This is a genomic window from Arthrospira sp. PCC 9901 (assembly GCF_059013425.1).
This window is the reverse complement of record NZ_CP102296.1, coordinates 3142820-3160911: the sequence shown is the minus strand read 5'-3', so window position 1 is coordinate 3160911 and position 18092 is coordinate 3142820. Positions and strand designations below refer to the sequence as shown.

Genomic DNA, 18092 nt, shown 5'->3' with positions numbered 1-18092 from the left:
TAAAAAATCATGGATGAACAACGGATTCAGGAATATGTCCCCCTCATCAAGCAGTTGCTTAGTTGTGTAAATGGGGAAGAATTAGCAATCCTAGAAGCCAATACTCACCTTTTGGATGCTGGCTTATTGCAGGTCATGGCAGCCTATAGCCAGTATCTTCGCAGTCAGCAACAAGATAACGCCGCTGACTGGTTAAACAACTTTGCCCAACAACTGCAATCTTATCTTTCAGACGCTGCACCCCCTGAGAACTCTGAGACTGTAGAAACCCTGAATCAGCAAATCGTGCAACTGTACCAACAGGGACAATATGCCGCAGCCATTCCCCTAGGGCAACGGGCGGTGAAACTGGCACGAGAACAGTGGGTAAACCAGCATCCAAATCTAGCGATTAGCCTCAACCAACTCGCCTTGTTGTACAAATATCAAGGGCGATACGCTGAAGCCGAACCCCTGTACCAAGAAGCCGTGACCATCGCCCGCATCGCCCTCCCCCAAAACCATCCCGACCTGGCTACCCACCTCAACAACCTGGCGGCGTTGTACTATGCTCAAGGGCGGTACGCCAAAGCCGAACCCCTGTACCAAGAAGCCGTGAATATTGACCGCATCGCCCTCCCCCAAAACCATCCCCAACTCGCAAGGGACCTAAACAACCTCGCCTTGTTGTACAAATATCAAGGGCGATACGCTGAAGCCGAACCCCTGTATCAAGAAGTGCTGAGAATCGACCGCATCGCTCTACTAGAAAACCATCCTTCCCTCGCCACCCACCTCAACAACCTCGCCGAGTTGTACCGTTCTCAAGGGCGATACACTAAAGCCGAACCCCTTTACCAAGAAGTGCTGAGAATCGACCGCATCGCTCTACCGGAAAACCATCCCTCCCTTGCCTCCCACCTCAACAACCTCGCCGAGTTGTACCGTTCTCAGGGGCGATACACTGAAGCCGAACCCCTGTACCAAGAAGCCCTGAGAATCGACCGCATCGCTTTACCGGAAAACCATCCCGACCTCGCCGGAGACTTCAACAACCTCGCTTTGTTGTACCGTTCTCAAGGGCGATACACTGAAGCCGAACCCCTGTACCAAGAAGCCCTGAGAATCGACCGCATCGCTCTACCGGAAAACCATCCCTCCCTTGCCTCCCACCTCAACAACCTCGCTTTGTTGTACCGTTCTCAAGGGCGATACAATGAAGCCGAACCTCTGTATCTCGAAGCAGTAGCAATTGACCGCATAGCCTTACCCGAAAGCCATCCCCAACTCGCCAGGCACCTACAAAACCTGGCAGGGTTCTACTATGCTCAAGGCAAATACCCCGAAGCCTTGAAACAGTTTCAAGCCGCTTTAGAGTCAGAGAACTTACGCCTGCGCTACATATTCCGAACCAGTTCAGACCGCGAACGCCGGGAATATCTACAAAATCATCTAGAAACTTATTACGCATTCCTGACTCTAGTTTGGCAACATCTTCGAGATGACCCCCAAGCGGTTGGCGCTGCCTTAGATGCCGTGTTGGGACGGAAAGCGATCGCCACTGCCGCCCTTGCTGCCCAAAATGCTGCCATCTATAGCGGACGTTACTCAGCAGAAATTCAAACCCTATTTCGAGAATGGCAAAAATGCAACGAGGAAATCCTTGAAGCAACCTATAACCCACCCCGTCCTGACCCTGACCATCCTGAAATCTACCCCACTCAGATAGCGGAACACCGTAAGCGCCTCAGCAAACTCCAACAGGAGTCAGAAAACCTAGAAAAACAACTCGCCAAAGAAATCCCCGAACTCCAACTGAGCCAACAGGAAGTGAACCGCAATCTGGTTGCCGCCCAACTTCCCGACGGTTCAGCCCTAGTGGAGTTCGTCCGGTTCAAACGCCATGATTTCGGTGCATCGGAAGAAAAACAATGGCAGGAAGACCGCTATATCGCTTTTGTGGTGATGGCGCATCAACCGGAACAGGTGCGGTTGGTGGATTTAGGGGAAGCGGAACCCCTGGATAAGCTGATTAAAGCATTTCGCAGTTATTTTGTCGATTCCAAAGATAACCTCGCCCGTCATCGTCAAGATGCCTCAATTCAAAAGTTGAACCGATTGCTACAAGCATTTGTCCTGCATTTAGAGAATTTATATGAAGACTTCACCCAGAAATACCAAGAAATACAGCAGTTATGCCAACAGCTACAGGAAACCCTCTGTCAACCCTTAATCGAGGCATTGCCCTCAGTCTCCCACTGCTTCCTGGCTCCAGATAGTAACCTGAATCTGCTGCCGTTCCAGATTTTGCCTCTGTCCCCTGCCAGCAACAGGCACTATATCGGGGACAAATACCGAATCAGTTATCTGAATAGCGGACGGGACTTGTTGCGCCAGGAAATTAGCGATCGCCCTCTGACAATCTATCCCGCCACCATTCTCGCTGACCCCGATTACGACTGGAATGGAACCGAACCCGGGCAGCAAAGCAGTGGGAAACAGCAAGGCGAGGAGGATAGCAACAGTCCACGCCTCCCCACCCTATCCGGCTTTTCTCGCGCAGTGGGAACCGATATTTTCGGGATTCGTACCGGGGAACTCTTAGGCATTACCCCTTACCTGCGCCAAAATGCCCTCTCCCACCACCTGACTCATGGCAACTGTCCCCGCATTTTAGCCGTTGCCACCCACGGGTTTTATCGCACTGCGGACAAACCCTATCTGGAGTTGATTCGTGAATTACTCGAAACCCAACCCGGAACCGAAACCCAATGCTTTGAACAGCATCCCTCCCTCATCAGTTTGCAACTGGTGGAGATGCTAGAACAGTTTGCCGAAGTCTGGGAATCGAAGCATCCCCCAGTTGCCCAACGGATGCGGGAATTTGTCCCCCTGATTCGAGACTATCTTGCCAAACATCCGATCGCCAGTCGCCTGGATGCCGCAGATGCGGATAATCCCATGTATCGGGGAGGAATTGCCCTCGCGGGGGCCAATGTCTGGAACCAGGGAGGCGAACTCCCAGACGGAAACAAAGGGATTCTGTTTGCCCAAGACATTGCCGCTTTGGACTTGTGGGGCAATGAACTCAGCGCCCTGATTGCCTGTCAGACGGGACTCGGTGAAGTGGCTTCTGGAGACAGTGTAGGGGGGTTAAGGCGGGCGTTTGTGGTGTCCGGTTCAAAAAGCCAGGTGATGAGTCTTTGGTCCGTTCCTGCCCGCGCTACGGTGTATCTGATGGAACGGTTTTTCCACCATTTAAACCTGGGGCTAGGACGGGCTGAAGCCCTCAGCCACGCTCAGTTTGAGGTTCGCACGGTGACAGCAGGGGAACTGCGACAGTCGCAATTAGGAGGAGAGATTTTGCAGGAGTTAAACGGCGATTATGGGGATGAGGATTGTCCCTTGTCCAGTCCTTATTATTGGGGGGCGTGGGTGTGTCAGGGGGATATTTCACCGTTGTCGGTAGAATTATATCAGCCTAGGGCTGTGAGTTAGTTGATTGATGATGTAATTATCGGGTGGGGCGGGTTATTCAAATCCTGGTTGGGGCGGGTTTATTCACAAAATCGGGGTTGTGAATTGGAATTCCCGGCGGAACCCGCCCCTACGTTGGGTGGAGCGGGTTTATTCAAATCGGGGTTGTGAATTGGAATTCCCGGCGGAACCTGCCCCTACGTCGTGGCTTTGTTCAAAAGTTGGATGTTGGAGAAGGTAAAGCGATCGCTCCGACCACTTTCTGGGTTGTGGATAATCCGCTGATTGAGGATTTGATACTTACCCACTTGGGTATAGGAATCTTCAAAATCGCTTTTTTCCCCCTTCTGTTCCCCCGTTTTGGGGTCATGATAAACCGAATCATAACGGTGGGAAAGATAACCCTCCGGCGTTTGGTGGCTGCTGTGGGTGTAGATGGTCACTACCACCCCGTGAATGTGACGATGCACCATGCAGACCTCATTATTGCGGAGTTGGTAGCGATCGCCTTCTCCTTTCCCGCCGATAATGATTTCCACCGCCCCGGTTTCGTCGGTTTCGCCATAGCTAAACGTATTTTCTCCATGTACCGATTCAAAATCCCGACGTACCCGGTGGATCGCGGTTTCCCAAAGTTGTCCATGGATAGCCTTTTGCGCCGCCTCGTCAGCAACATCTAACACTTCCGCCTTCATGTCCGCCCCTACCTTCGCGCGACCATGAATCACCTTGCCATCATGTTCGTAGGTGATATCAGCAGTATAGCCTGGGAAATCCGCATCCCAGGTGTAGCGATTTTCATAAGCCGCCCGGAAAAGTTCGCGTGCAGAAACTTGTGTAGCCGTCATAAATACTCCTAGTGTGAAGATGAACAATTGTTAATTAGTATAAACCATTACCAGCATATCCCCTTGGTGGGGCATTGCGCCCTGGCGATCGGGTTTCCCTCCCCCTAGCGGTTTCTCCCGGTCTGGTAACGGTCATTCATTCACCGGGAAATTTCCTACCCCGCTACAGTTTCCGGTAGGGGGGTCACAAACCAGGAGTCAGAAACGGGGTTGTATTTCTATTTGAGAGATTCCCCAATGAGGGTAAAAGCTGCCCAATGTTTGGGTTGAGGATATTCTTCCATAGTGGTCAACATCGCTTGTCGTAAAGCCACAGCCCGATCGCCTTTTTCGGGTAGAAGTCGATAAAATTCCTGCATTAATTTTGCCGTGGGTTCATCGGTGGCTTGCCATAAAGAGACAATCACACTTTCCGCCCCCGCACCAATAAACGCACGAGATAATCCGATGATACCATCACCTGTAATTCTGCCGCCACCTGTGTTACAAGCACTTAAAACCACCAAGGAAGCTGTTAAATTCAATCCCATGATTTCCTCGGAACTCAGAAACCCTTGATCGCCATCACTGGGAGTTAGTGCGATCGCTCCTAAAACACCCCCAGACTCACTAAAATCATCCAATAAGCCGTGGGTTGCCAAATGCACGATCGCCGCCGCATTAATGCGTTCCAAAACCTCTGATTTCGTGGCTGCACTACCAATTAACGCTTCTGTATTCAACATAGAGGCGATGGCGATCGCTTCCGCTTCTGCACCCGGTAAATTAGCTAATCTCTCCGGTCCTTCTCCCGGTTGTATCGACAATTTTGGCATCACTGGATTGCCCACCACTAGAGCATTTATGGGGTTAGTGCTTCTGTTGGGCATCCGGTTTTCTGCCAGTTGGCGAGTCAATTTTAACACTTGAATTGCTGGGGCGGTCAGAATAGTATGCTGAGTAATTAAATAGCGATCGCTTTCATCCAGTAACGCCGGAAACGGCACAAACAATAACTCCTGGTGGGGGATGAATATCACCTTCTCTTCTGGATTTTGGGGGAGTAAATCGGCGATCGGTTTTATCAGCACATCATGCAGTTGTCGCAGGTGACTCTCGCGGAGATTTCGGGTAGAAATCGTCGGCAGATTTTCCGTGATCACCTGGTGAGTTCCCCGCACCAAAGCCGTTAGTAAACTTTCCCCTTCCGAGTCCGTCCCCTCCGCCAAAAAAGGCACTAAAGTATCCCTAAAGGTTTCTAATTGGCTTAAATTGACTTCCCGAAATGTGATGTTTCCCGTCGGTTGCACCACCCAGATAAACAAAGCCGAATTTTCCCCGAAATTATCACTAATAATCGAATATTGAACTAGGGTAGCATTTTGCTGTCCTGCCACTTTTTGAATGTCCGCAATTGTCATCGGCGGATTATTTACCCGCGCATATTCTGCGACCGCTTCAGGAGATAATTGCTGGGCGATTAATTCCAGGAAAGCACGGGCGCGTCCTCTCTCCGCAATTTCTAAGGCGATTTCCGGTTTATTGGCGCTAATTAATGCTTTTTGTAGTATACTATAACTAGACCGATATTTATCGAAAATCGAGACTTTATTAATATCGCTCAAGCCGGGTCGCAGAGATTCTAATGCGTCAATTGCGGCGTATAAGGTTTGGGTAGCTTCGGCGATTTTTCCAGCTTCAAATAAGGCGACACCTTTATTGTTGAGGGTGACAGCAATTCCGGCTGTATTCCGTAAATTTCGCCTAATTTCTAAGGCGCGATCGTAAAATTCTATCGCTTGGGAATAGTCCCCCATTAATCGATGAACTGAGCCGATATTATTCAAGGCTTGACCCTGGGAATCTTCTTCACCGATCGCCCTCATAATTTCTAATCCTTGATTGTACAATTCCAAGGCTTGGGAATAGTTGGCTAATTTCTCATAAGCAGCCCCCATATTCAACAGAGTTTGACCAACCCCGACAGTATCTCCTCTTTCCGAGGCGATCGCTAACCCTTTCCCATAGAATTCTAACGCTTGGGAATATTCCCCCAGAGCATGATAAACCGCCCCCATATTAGCGAGAGTAATTCCCACCGCAACATCATCATCTTCTTGTGCAAATAGCGCCCCGGCTTGTTGAAAATAAATCAGGGCTTTTTGAGGTTGTCCCAAAGCCCGATAAATGTTCCCAAGATTATTATAAATAACCGCCCAACCATAATAGTCTTCTGCTGGCAAAACTTCCATGGCTTGCTGATAAATATCCAGGGCGGCGGGATAGTTAGCTTGGGAGTAATAAAGCGCCCCCAAATTCATCAGAGTTTGGCTAATTCCCTGTCTGTCGTTAATATTTTGGCTAATAGTTAAAGCCTCGTTTAAAAAATGCCCAGCCTGGGGATAATTGCCCAAATGGCGATAGACAATACCGATCTCATTTAAGATTACCGCCTCTAGTTGGCGATCGCCTTCAAAACGCACCTTTTGCAAAGCGCGATCGAAGGTTATCAACGCTTCTTTCAACTCACCGCGATCGACCTGTTTATATCCGTGTTCATACAATTCTATCGCTTCACTGACCCCACCTTCTCCCCTTTCTTGTGCCAAAACTGGCAGCCCTATTACCGGGAAGGAAAGAAATTTGATAAACTCAATTTTACCCAGAGTCAGAAACCCAATCAGGAACACACAGGACCAATTTTTTTTGAGAGGCATTTTAGTTAAATGATGAATGACCAGTTACAATTGCTAATTGCCGAGACTTGTCGGCACCCTCCCGGCAGCCTCAAACGGCAGCAAGGGTTAACTCAACTGTATCGAATCATTGTCAATTCAGGCAAGCTATGGCGAGAAAAAACCCCCTATTATGAGGAAGTCTGGCAACAAACTTGGCTGTATTTTTGCCTAAATCTCTGTGAAGCCACCACCGGGAAAGAGAAATATGATAGCGATCGCAGTAGCATCACCACCTGGCTAAATGTTTACCTAAAAATGCGCCTCAAAGATAGGGCTATCAAACAGCAAAAACAGAAACAGCAAATGGTTTCCGCTTCACAAGCGTTATGTGATGATGACACCCTCACCTTTTTGGATACCTTAGAAGCGCCGCCAGATATCCCGCCGATCCTACAAGCGACCCGCCAGTGGGCGGAAACTGACCCAGAGGGAGAATTGCAGCGTGTCCACCTCCGGGGTCGAAAAGATGTTACCTGTCAACTGTTGATTTTACGGCGTTTACCCCCAGAAACTACCTGGGAGGATCTTTCCGCACAGTTGGGTTTACCAGTTTCTACCCTCAGCAGCTTTTATCAGCGGAAATGTCTGCCACAATTGCGTAAATTTGGCAAATCAGCCGGATATCTATAAAAAGGTCATTACACCAATAACAATTATGGCTAATCATACCCAACAAATCGAAAATTCTGCCTTACCCATGTTGATCGGCATCAATTCGCGCCGCCTCGCCCAACAATTTGCGAGGGAACAACCCAATCGCCAAAAAGCTGAACAGGTTTATTTTAACACTCTGGCGGTATGTGTGGTGCGTAATTATTTAGAGTGGATGGGAATTGCTACCCAAGTTAATGCTGGTGATAGTTGGAATCCGATCGCCCGCTTGGCTAGTGATGTGGCAGATCTACAGGTGACCGGATTGGGGATTCTCGAATGTCGTCCGATCCGCGAAAATCAGCAAATTTGCCGAATTCCCCCAGAAGTTTGGGGCGATCGCATTGGCTATGTAGTCGTGGAAATTGAAGATTCTTTAAAAGCCGCCAATATTCTGGGATTTATGAATAATATCGATCGCCCAGAAATTCCCCGGAGTCAGTTGCAACCCATAGAAGCACTGCTGATCACTTTATCTGGGTTGCGTCGGCAGAATTTGGTTAACCTTAGTCAATGGTGCCAAGGCATCTTTGAGGAAACGTGGCAGGATTTGGGGGCAATATTTAGCACTCAAAATATCGCCTACAATTTCCGCAATTCTCCACCAGATAGCCAAGCCGAGATAGAAAAAGCAAAATTGATTGATTTGCAAATGCAGTTGGGCAGTCAAATGGTAGTATTGTTGGTGGCGCTAACACCAGAATTTGACACCATGGCAGTCAGAGTGCGACTTTATCCCCCTGATGGAGAAATTTATTTACCCCATAATTTACGGTTAGCATTACTATCAGACCAGGCGGATACTTTAGAAGAAGTGCGATCGCGCCGTCATGATAATTATATCCAACTACCCCGCTTTAGCGGAGAAATAGGGGAACGCTTTTCTATTCAAGTCGCCCTAGAAAATGCCATGATTATAGAGAACTTTCAAATTTAATGACCAGCCCCCAAAAATCAACTCTTGTCGTCATTAATTTAGGATATGGGAATTTGCTATCCGGTTTTCCCCATGTCACCGCACTGCTTTGGGAATCAGAAAATCACCGTCCCCTCAAGTTTACTGGCGCGTTACCTCCCGCCCCGGAATTGGATGGGATTTATCGTCGCTGGAATTTGATTTATCAAGCACTTTATCGCCGTCCGGGATGGTATCCACGCATCAAAATAAATCAGGAAGATATCACCAATGTTTCTGAGGTAGAATTTGCGGACATTTGCCAGCAGTATATTGAGGTAATTAATCAGTGGTTGGGTGCTGAGACATTTAGAAATATCGATCGCCAATTGCGATCGCATCTCTACCATGATGACGAAATCCAATTAATTCTGGAAACCGATGACGAATTAGTGAGGCGTTTACCGTGGCATTTGTGGGATTTTTTGTCTGATTATCCCCAAGCCGAAATTGCTTTAAGCGTCCCCGAATATCATCGAGTAAAGAAGAAGTTGCACCCCAGAAAAAAGATGAGAATTTTAGCTATTCTAGGCAATGATAACGGTCTCGACATAGAGGCGGATCGCCAGGTGTTGTCAGAAAACGATGATGCGGAAACTGTTTTTTTGTGGAAACCTTCCCGTCAAGAAGTTGACAAACAGTTATGGGATGATCGCGGTTGGGATATTTTATTTTTTGCTGGTCATAGTGAGAGTGAAGAAAATGGGAACGGGGGGTTATTGGCGATTAATTCCACCGAGAAAATCGGCATTTCTCATCTAAAATTATCTCTAAGAAAGGCTATCAGCAGAGGTTTACAACTGGCAATTTTTAATTCTTGTCAGGGGTTGGCGTTAGCTACAGAATTGGCGGATTTACATATTCCCCAAATTATTGTAATGCGAGAACCCGTGTCGGACAGGGTAGCCCATGCCTTTTTGGCGCAATTTATCCAGGCTTTTTCGAGGGGATATTCTTTTTATTTAGCAGTGCGAGAATCCCGGGAACGTTTGCAGGGTTTAGAAGATAAATTCCCCTGTGCGAGTTGGTTGCCAATTATCTGTCAAAATCCTGCCGAATCACCCATAGTCTGGCGACAGCAACCGCCACCGCCAAAACGGAATTTTTTACCAAGGGGCGATCGCTCTTTTGGGTTAACCAGTTTGGCGATAACTTTAATGATTCTAATTATCCGGCAATTGGGAATTTTACAAGGGTGGGAATTGCGACTCTATGACCACTTAATGCGATCGCGTCCTCCCGAACCACCAGACCCCCGAATTTTAGTCATTGAAGTGACCGAAAATGATTTACAATTGCGACAAGAATATTCTATCTCAGATGGCACTATTAGTCAAGTATTGCAGCAATTAGAACCCCATGAACCCAGAGCGATCGGGTTAACCATTTATCGAGATTTTCCCGTTCCTCCTGGGGAGTCAGAATGGCGAACACAAATGCAGGAACAAGACAATTTATTTGCTATATGTAGTTTCCCAAGGTCTAATGAACCCGCAGTGCGATCGCCTGATGTCATCCCCAAAAATCGCTTAGGATTCGATGATGTCCTAGTCGATCCTGATGGAATTTTGCGCCGTCACCTATTCTTTATGAGAGCCAACCCCGACTGTAACACCGCTTTTTCCTTGAGCTTTCAATTAGCCCGCAAATATCTGGAGTCTGAGAATATTTTTCCCGACAATCAAGGCAATCAAAACAACCCATTAAAATTCGGTCAAGCCATTTTTCACCCTCTGCAAAGTCCCCATACAGGAGGATACCAAAATATAGCGATCGGGGGTTGGTCTGTGATGTTAAATTATCGTTCTTTTCCCATAGCCAGAACTCTGACCCTCACCCAAGTTTTGCAGGGAGATTTTGACCCCAACCTAGTCAAAGACAGAATTGTGCTGATTGGTTTTACCAGTAGAGTCAACGCCAAATTTTTTAGCACCCCCTACCGTGCCGGAAAATCTCCTTCTGAGCAAGTACCAGGAGTCATGGTCCAAGCACAGATGGTCAGCCATATTCTTAGTGCAGCCCTTAACGGTCGTCCGCTGATTGGGGTATGGCTTTGGTGGCAAGAAGTGATTTGGGTGGTATTGTGGTCAATAGCCGGAAGTGCGATCGCATTGTATATCCGCCACCGGGGATGGGCGATCGCCGCGATCGTGATAGCGATCGCGATCCTATATATCCTCTGCTATCTGCTATTCCTGCAAGGAACCTGGGTTCCCCTCCTCCCCCCACTATTAACATTGGCGATCGGTCCTTTTTTGACGAAATTTTTGCGTAAATTTCTGCCCTGACTGCGATAAGTAAATATAACCCCAACTACCCAGGAGTAGCAGCTTGTCCAGTCCTTCGAGAAAACCCCCAAAACCCCGCCAATTTAAGTTATCCATCGCCTTGATTCTCCTAATCGGGATAGTGCCAATACAGCGAGTTTACGGCACTTATAGCAGGGAATTAAGCCCAGAAAATCATCAATTGCCATTATCCGATACCCTTGTCGCCACAGCCTTTGACGTACCAGACCCCCAACCCCCAGAAGATCGGGAAGGTTCTGGGAGTCGCACCTCTTGTCCCGCCGTCGATAAACCTCTGACCGCATTAATTCCCAGTCAAGTGAACTACACCCTATCGGGACATCCCACATTCTGGTTTTATGTACCTTATTCCTCGGAGCTAACCCGTGAGGTAGAATTTGTGGTATTGGACGAACAAGAAACCGAAGTTTACCAAACCGTCGTGAGGATTACCGATACACCGGGAATTGTGAGTTTCCGCCTACCGGACAGCCTCCCCCCCTTGGAAATTGGCAAAAAATATTTGTGGCAATTCTCCTATAGATGTCATCCCAGAATTAGGGCTGAGGATGACTATGTACAAGCAATGGTGGAAAGAGTTGCCGCCTCGAGAAGTCTAACCAGTCAGCTAGAAGCGGCAACAACACCCATGCAGCGGGTGGAAATCTATGCGGCGAATGGGTTATGGCACGATACCCTCACGACTCTCGCCGAATTACGTCGGGATAATGCAGGAAATGCAGATATCGCCGCCGGGTGGACGGAACTTCTGGAATCTATTGGTTTGGGTCATCTAGCTAATGAGGCGATCGGGGGTTGTTGTCGTTAGCCTCGACGGGAGAAACGGGGTTTCTGGGCTGTTTAACAATTAACCCCAAAAATTTTTCCCAATTTGCGTAAAAGTTATCCGCGAAGGCGATAGGTAGGTATCACCTACAATTTCAGGAGTCATGCGGATTGTCAATTTACAAGCGATCGCTCCCCCGCCCTGCTTATGTGTCAAGGAAATTCCGTGAAAATACTGATGTCTGGAAACATCAGAACGGCTTTAATGGATAATTAGCAGAACTTATGATTGACGTTAAAAGGCGATCGTTCCCTCTGTCCAGTCCGTCCCACTCACCGAATCAGCCCTAGCCACGAGTACCGATCATGCAAACGCCCTTAAATAATCAGCATCAACTTATCAATGGTCGCTATCAAGTTATAAAATCCCTGGGAACGGGTAGTTTCGGCGAGGTATTCCTGGCACAAGACACCCAGATGCCCTTGCAGCAACACTATGTGATCAAGCAACTGAAGCGCCAAGTTCAACGCCAGTTTAACAATATTGTTAAAGAACGATTCCGGCAGGAAGCGGCAACATTGCAAACTTTGGGGGAGCATAACCAGATTCCTCGGTTGTACGCTTACTTTGAGGAGCTGAACAAGTTTTACTTAGTGCAGGAGCATATCGAGGGTGAAACCCTAGAAGCGAAGGTGCAAAGGGAGGGTCAACTCAGCGAAAGTGCCGTGAGGGAAATTTTGACCAGTCTGTTGGGAGTGCTTCAATACATACACAGCAAGCAAATAGTCCATCGCGACATCAAACCGGACAATATTATTTTGCGCCAGGAAGATGGCAAGCCAGTGTTGATTGACTTTGGTGCCGTTAAGGAAGCCATGAGTACCCAGCTCAATACCCAAGGAAATGCGGTTAACTCCATTATAATTGGTACTCCTGGGTTTATGGCTTCTGAACAGGCAATCGGTAGACCTGTTTATTCTAGTGATTTATATAGTTTGGGACTGACCGCAATTTATATGCTAACAGGTAAGCTGCCGCAAGATTTGGCGATGGATCCTGGGACGGCAGAAATCCTTTGGCCACAAGATGCACCAGAAGTGAGTGTCGGTTTAGCCAATGTGTTAGATAAAGCAGTTCGCTCCCACGCTGGCGATCGCTACTCTAGCGCCCAAGAAATGCTCGATGCCTTGAAATCCCTTACGGATACATATATGCAGCCCGATAATAATATTCCCGCTTCTGCACCACAACCCACATCGACATCAACAAAACGTGGGCTATTGGTTCTATCGACGATTGTTTCTCTGGTTGTTCTGGGGTTGGGGTGGCGATCGCTTCCCTACCTGTGGAAACCGAAAGTACAAGCCCAATCCTTAACAATTGGCAGTTTAAGCAATCCCAAGTACAACACCGACCTAGTAGATTATTTACGACAAGAGTTAATCCCCAGTAATTTTATTGATTTTTTTCTGGGTAAAAAAGTAGACTTGGCGATCGATGGTGACCATAATCTACCTTACCAAGAAGCCAAGGATAGAATAGCCAAGAAAGAGTGGGATGTCGTCTTTACCCTGTCTCCGATCATTTCTGTTGCTGCCAAAGATAACAGTTATACGTTTGCCGCTTTAATGTTTCCTGAAGGTCCGCCTTATTATTATTCTGCATTGTACGTCAGAGCGGACAGCCCAATTCAATCTATCAATGACATAACACCAAGCACCGTAATTGCCTTGGGCGGGTTCAACTCAGCATCGAGTTTTTATATGCCCGTTTACGATTTGTATGGCAAAACTCTAACCGTAGATATGGGACACCGAGGGCAGAATATTCGGGAAATGGTGAGGACTGGAAAAGCCGATTTGGGTGCGGGGGCTTTAGGTGATACAGTCAAAAACGATCCAGATATCCGTATCATCCACCTGAGTCGAGCTATTCCGGGTGCAGGAGTATATCTCTCTCCCGAACTTTCAGAATCAGACAGAAAGGTAATCGAAAGAGTTTTGTTCAACGCCCCTCCAGACATTCAAAAACAAGCCAACTATGGCCCAGGCTCAGAATCAGATTATACCAATTTCAGAGGAATTATCCGGAGAACCGAAGAAATTTTAGTTTGTTCTAATTTTAGGCAGAATCCCGTTAATTTCTTTTGTGGAACTGGGGTGGGTACAGTTCCTACAACAGTTAATCATGGTGGGAATGAGATCAGGGGTCGAGTCAATGGCTGGAGGCGGCCGACTGTTGACACAGTTTGGTTAAATTTGATGGCAGAAGGTAATCAACTTTATCGGGTGGTAGTATCTTCGCAAATTCTCAATCAAGTTCCTGGTGCTACGAATTTGCTGGAACTTCAGAATAAAGAGATTAAAGTTATGGGAGTAGTCCCGAATCAAATAGGTGATGGAATACTGGAATTAAATATTCAGAATTCAATGGAATTGGAGGTTTTATAAAACCAAATATCTATACCGAAGCATAAATGGGGTATATTCCCCATCATCAGGTTAGTTATCGCGGAGGTTTCCGAAACCGGTTTTCTTTTGGTAACCCCCAGAAACCCCCTTTATTTCGGGAAAATTAGGCGATCGCCTATTTTATCCGAACATAACTAAGGTGCGATAAACACACCCAGAACACAATCGGCAGATTCCTTGAGTTTATGGGTGTATTCCTCCTAAAAGCGGATTACATAGCATCAGGGTCAATGCCTAATTCCCGCAGTTTTTCCGCCAGGCGGTTAGCGCGTTCTTCTGCTTTTTGGCGATCGCTCTCTAACTCAATATAAGTCGAGAATTTACGACCATCGGGACGATACAATTCTAACCCCGACTCCGACATTTCAAATCTCACCCCTAGCCGGGGAGAAATCCAGCCGTTTATGGATTCAATCAAAGTGAGTTTATTCTCTGCGCGAATCCAGCCACATACATCGATTTTATCAGGGTCATATATATAGTATTCTTCCACTCCATAACGCTGATAAAAGTCCAGTTTTTTCGCCATTTCCGTTAAGGTATTACCGGGAGATAAGACTTCAAAAACTACTTGGGGGGCGATATCATCTTCTTCCCATTGTAAATAAGAACCCCGTTTAACTTTGGGTCGTCCTATGGCTACCATCACATCTGGAGCTACTCGCAGTTTATTGTTGCCTTCTACGGGATACCAGAGTAAATCTCCGGCTACAAATACGTTAGGGTCATCTTTAAAGAGGGCATCAATCCCTCCTTGAATGGTGACAATCCAGCGGAATTGTTCGGTATTTTCTGCCATAGGTTTACCGTCGCTTTCGGGGTAGATAATTGGGGTTTGGGCAGTGGTTTTAATCTCGGTTACCATGTCGCCTCCTTGGGGTGCTTTATGGGTGTATTCGTTGTCAAAGGGGATTACATAGCATCAGGGTCAATGCCTAATTCCCGCAGTCTTTCCGCCAGGCGGTTAGCGCGTTCTTCCGCTTGTTGGGCGCGTTCTTCTGCTTGTTGGCGATCGCTCTCTAATTCGATATAAGTCGAGAATTTACGACCATCGGGACGATACAATTCTAACCCCGACTCCGACATTTCAAATCTCACCCCTAGCCGGGGAGAAATCCAGCCGTTTATGGATTCAATCAAAGTGAGTTTATTCTCTGCGCGAATCCAGCCACATACATCGATTTTATCAGGGTCATATATATAGTATTCTTCCACTCCATAACGCTGATAAAAGTCCAGTTTTTTCGCCATTTCCGTTAAGGTATTACCGGGAGATAAGACTTCAAAAACTACTTGGGGGGCGATATCATCTTCTTCCCATTGTAAATAAGAACCCCGTTTAACTTTGGGTCGTCCTATGGCTACCATCACATCTGGAGCTACTCGCAGTTTATTGTTGCCTTCTACGGGATACCAGAGTAAATCTCCGGCTACAAATACGTTCGGGTCATCTTTAAAGAGGGCATCAATCCCTCCTTGAATGGTGACAATCCAGCGGAATTGTTCGGTATTTTCTGCCATAGGTTTACCGTCGCTTTCAGGATAGATAATTGGCGTTTGGGGAGTGGTTTTAATCTCGGTTACCATGTCGCCTCCTTGGGGTGCTTTATGGGTGTATTCGTCGTCAAAGGGGATTACATAGCATCAGGGTCAATGCCTAATTCCCGCAGTCTTTCCGCCAGGCGGTTAGCGCGTTCTGCTTCCTGTTGGGCGCGTTCTTCCGCTTGTTGGGCGCGTTCTGTTTCCTGTTGGGCGCGTTCTTCTGCTTGTTGGCGATCGCTCTCTAACTCAATATAAGTCGAGAATTTACGACCATCGGGACGATACAATTCTAACCCCGACTCCGACATTTCAAATCTCACCCCTAGCCGGGGAGAAATCCAGCCTTTTATGGTGTCAATTAATGTCAGTTGATTCTCTGTGCGAATCCAACCACAGACATCGATTTTATCAGGGTCATATATATAGTATTCTTCCACTCCATAACGCTGATAAAAGTCCAGCTTTTTCGCCATTTCCGTTAAGGTATTACCGGGAGATAATACCTCAAAAACTACTTGGGGGGCGATATCATCTTCTTCCCATTGTAAATAAGACCCCCGTTTAACTTTGGGTCGTCCTATGGCTACCATCACATCTGGAGCTACTCGCAGTTTATTGTTGCCTTCTACGGGATACCAGAGTAAATCTCCGGCTACAAATACGTTAGGGTCATCTTTAAAGAGGGCATCAATCCCTCCTTGAATGGTGACAATCCAGCGGAATTGTTCGGTATTTTCTGCCATAGGTTTACCGTCGCTTTCGGGGTAGATAATTGGCGTTTTGGGAGTGGTTTTAATCTCGGTTACCATGTCGCCTCCTTGGGGTGCTTTATGGGTGTATTCGTTGTCAAAGGGGATTACATAGCATCAGGGTCAATGCCTAATTCCCGCAGTCTTTCCGCCAGGCGGTTAGCGCGTTCTGCTTCCTGTTGGGCGCGTTCTGTTTCCTGTTGGGCGCGTTCTTCTGCTTTTTGGCGATCGCTCTCTAATTCGATATAAGTCGAGAATTTACGACCATCGGGACGATACAATTCTAACCCCGACTCCGACATTTCAAATCTCACCCCTAGCCGGGGAGAAATCCAGCCGTTTATGGATTCAATCAAAGTGAGTTTATTCTCTGCGCGAATCCAGCCACATACATCGATTTTATCAGGGTCATATATATAGTATTCTTCCACTCCATAACGCTGATAAAAGTCCAGTTTTTTCGCCATTTCCGTTAAGGTATTACCGGGAGATAAGACTTCAAAAACTACTTGGGGGGCGATATCATCTTCTTCCCATTGTAAATAAGAACCCCGTTTAACTTTGGGTCGTCCTATGGCTACCATCACATCTGGAGCTACTCGCAGTTTATTGTTGCCTTCTACGGGATACCAGAGTAAATCTCCGGCTACAAATACGTTAGGGTCATCTTTAAAGAGGGCATCAATCCCTCCTTGAATGGTGACAATCCAGCGGAATTGTTCGGTATTTTCTGCCATAGGTTTACCGTCGCTTTCGGGGTAGATAATTGGCGTTTTGGGAGTGGTTTTAATCTCGGTTACCATGTCGCCTCCTTGGGGTGCTTTATGGGTGTATTCGTTGTCAAAGGGGATTACATAGCATCAGGGTCAATGCCTAATTCCCGCAGTCTTTCCGCCAGGCGGTTAGCGCGTTCTGCCTCCTGTTGGGCGCGTTCTGCTTCCTGTTGGGCGCGTTCTTCCGCTTGTTGGGCGCGTTCTGCTTCCTGTTGGGCGCGTTCTGTTTCCTGTTGGGCGCGTTCTTCTGCTTGTTGGCGATCGCTCTCTAATTCGATATAAGTCGAGAATTTACGACCATCGGGACGATACAATTCTAACCCCGACTCCGACATTTCAAATCTCACCCCTAGCCGGGGAGAAATCCAGCCGTTTATGGATTCAATCAAAGTGAGTTTATTCTCTGCGCGAATCCAGCCACATACATCGATTTTATCAGGGTCATATATATAGTATTCTTCCACTCCATAACGCTGATAAAAGTCCAGTTTTTTCGCCATTTCCGTTAAGGTATTACCGGGAGATAAGACTTCAAAAACTACTTGGGGGGCGATATCATCTTCTTCCCATTGTAAATAAGAACCCCGTTTAACTTTGGGTCGTCCTATGGCTACCATCACATCTGGAGCTACTCGCAGTTTATTGTTGCCTTCTACGGGATACCAGAGTAAATCTCCGGCTACAAATACGTTAGGGTCATCTTTAAAGAGGGCATCAATCCCTCCTTGAATGGTGACAATCCAGCGGAATTGTTCGGTATTTTCTGCCATAGGTTTACCGTCGCTTTCGGGGTAGATAATTGGCGTTTTGGGAGTGGTTTTAATCTCGGTTACCATGTCGCCTCCTTGGGGTGGT

13 protein-coding genes are annotated in these 18092 nt (G+C 47.3%); 6 read left to right on the top strand and 7 right to left on the bottom strand.

What is annotated here, in order from left to right; all coding sequences use genetic code 11:
- Positions 1–9: 9 nt before the first annotated feature.
- Positions 10–3477, top strand: coding sequence for a CHAT domain-containing tetratricopeptide repeat protein (locus tag NLZ44_RS13770; RefSeq protein WP_493750149.1), 3468 nt, complete (start codon positions 10–12; stop codon positions 3475–3477).
- Between the two features lie 176 nt (positions 3478–3653).
- On the opposite strand, the gene NLZ44_RS13765 is transcribed toward NLZ44_RS13770, so the two are convergent.
- Together NLZ44_RS13765 and NLZ44_RS13760 are read right to left on the bottom strand one after the other, a co-directional pair.
- Positions 3654–4304: a DUF3386 domain-containing protein gene (locus NLZ44_RS13765; RefSeq protein WP_006620841.1), complete on the bottom strand. Its 651-nt coding sequence runs from the start codon at positions 4302–4304 to the stop codon at positions 3654–3656.
- A 218-nt stretch (positions 4305–4522) separates the two neighbouring features.
- Positions 4523–7000 (bottom strand): CHAT domain-containing protein, encoded by a 2478-nt coding sequence (locus NLZ44_RS13760; RefSeq protein ID WP_493750148.1) that lies wholly within the window; start codon positions 6998–7000, stop codon positions 4523–4525.
- 9 nt (positions 7001–7009) lie between these two features.
- Here NLZ44_RS13760 and NLZ44_RS13755 point away from each other — a divergent pair, with 9 nt between their 5' ends.
- From NLZ44_RS13755 to NLZ44_RS13735, 5 genes are all read left to right on the top strand, one after another.
- Positions 7010–7651: a hypothetical protein gene (locus NLZ44_RS13755; protein ID WP_006620844.1), complete on the top strand. Its 642-nt coding sequence runs from the start codon at positions 7010–7012 to the stop codon at positions 7649–7651.
- A 25-nt stretch (positions 7652–7676) separates the two neighbouring features.
- Positions 7677–8609, top strand: a complete 933-nt coding sequence (locus NLZ44_RS13750) for a DUF1822 family protein (protein ID WP_006620845.1) — start codon at positions 7677–7679, stop codon at positions 8607–8609.
- A complete protein-coding gene (locus NLZ44_RS13745; protein ID WP_493750147.1) occupies positions 8609–10915 on the top strand; it encodes a CHASE2 domain-containing protein in 2307 nt (768 codons plus the stop codon). Before NLZ44_RS13750 ends, NLZ44_RS13745 begins: the two co-directional genes overlap by 1 nt.
- Before the next feature lie 121 nt (positions 10916–11036).
- Positions 11037–11744 (top strand): DUF928 domain-containing protein, encoded by a 708-nt coding sequence (locus NLZ44_RS13740; protein WP_493750146.1) that lies wholly within the window; start codon positions 11037–11039, stop codon positions 11742–11744.
- Positions 11745–12067: 323 nt separating this feature from the next.
- Positions 12068–14152 carry a protein kinase domain-containing protein gene (locus NLZ44_RS13735; protein ID WP_493750145.1) on the top strand — a complete coding sequence of 695 codons (2085 nt, stop codon included), beginning with the start codon at positions 12068–12070 and terminating at the stop codon, positions 14150–14152.
- Between the two features lie 232 nt (positions 14153–14384).
- Here NLZ44_RS13735 and NLZ44_RS13730 read toward each other — a convergent pair whose 3' ends face one another.
- From NLZ44_RS13730 to NLZ44_RS13710, 5 genes are read right to left on the bottom strand one after another with little or no spacing between them, the layout of a single operon-like run.
- Positions 14385–15038, bottom strand: coding sequence for a Uma2 family endonuclease (locus tag NLZ44_RS13730; protein WP_493750144.1), 654 nt, complete (start codon positions 15036–15038; stop codon positions 14385–14387).
- Positions 15039–15085: 47 nt separating this feature from the next.
- Positions 15086–15760 (bottom strand): Uma2 family endonuclease, encoded by a 675-nt coding sequence (locus tag NLZ44_RS13725; protein ID WP_493750143.1) that lies wholly within the window; start codon positions 15758–15760, stop codon positions 15086–15088.
- Positions 15761–15807: 47 nt separating this feature from the next.
- Complete coding sequence (locus NLZ44_RS13720; protein ID WP_493750142.1) at positions 15808–16524, bottom strand: Uma2 family endonuclease; 717 nt, start codon at positions 16522–16524, stop codon at positions 15808–15810.
- A gap of 47 nt (positions 16525–16571) precedes the next feature.
- Entirely contained in the window at positions 16572–17267 is a 696-nt protein-coding gene (locus NLZ44_RS13715) for a Uma2 family endonuclease (protein ID WP_493750141.1), read from the bottom strand.
- Between the two features lie 47 nt (positions 17268–17314).
- A complete protein-coding gene (locus tag NLZ44_RS13710) occupies positions 17315–18073 on the bottom strand; it encodes a Uma2 family endonuclease (protein WP_493750140.1) in 759 nt (252 codons plus the stop codon).
- Positions 18074–18092: the final 19 nt, after the last annotated feature.

Bases quoted from the DNA above. Each gene is read 5' to 3' on its own strand.
- NLZ44_RS13750 (WP_006620845.1), top strand. From the start codon at position 7,677: ATGGCTAATCATACCCAACAAATCGAAAATTCTGCCTTACCCATGTTG.
- NLZ44_RS13755 (WP_006620844.1), top strand. From the start codon at position 7,010: ATGATGAATGACCAGTTACAATTGCTAATTGCCGAGACTTGTCGGCAC.
- NLZ44_RS13730 (WP_493750144.1), bottom strand. From the start codon at position 15,038: ATGGTAACCGAGATTAAAACCACTGCCCAAACCCCAATTATCTACCCC.
- NLZ44_RS13760 (WP_493750148.1), bottom strand. From the start codon at position 7,000: ATGCCTCTCAAAAAAAATTGGTCCTGTGTGTTCCTGATTGGGTTTCTG.
- NLZ44_RS13765 (WP_006620841.1), bottom strand. From the start codon at position 4,304: ATGACGGCTACACAAGTTTCTGCACGCGAACTTTTCCGGGCGGCTTAT.
- NLZ44_RS13720 (WP_493750142.1), bottom strand. From the start codon at position 16,524: ATGGTAACCGAGATTAAAACCACTCCCAAAACGCCAATTATCTACCCC.
- NLZ44_RS13745 (WP_493750147.1), top strand. From the start codon at position 8,609: ATGACCAGCCCCCAAAAATCAACTCTTGTCGTCATTAATTTAGGATAT.
- NLZ44_RS13725 (WP_493750143.1), bottom strand. From the start codon at position 15,760: ATGGTAACCGAGATTAAAACCACTCCCCAAACGCCAATTATCTATCCT.
- NLZ44_RS13770 (WP_493750149.1), top strand. From the start codon at position 10: ATGGATGAACAACGGATTCAGGAATATGTCCCCCTCATCAAGCAGTTG.
- NLZ44_RS13710 (WP_493750140.1), bottom strand. From the start codon at position 18,073: ATGGTAACCGAGATTAAAACCACTCCCAAAACGCCAATTATCTACCCC.
- NLZ44_RS13735 (WP_493750145.1), top strand. From the start codon at position 12,068: ATGCAAACGCCCTTAAATAATCAGCATCAACTTATCAATGGTCGCTAT.
- NLZ44_RS13715 (WP_493750141.1), bottom strand. From the start codon at position 17,267: ATGGTAACCGAGATTAAAACCACTCCCAAAACGCCAATTATCTACCCC.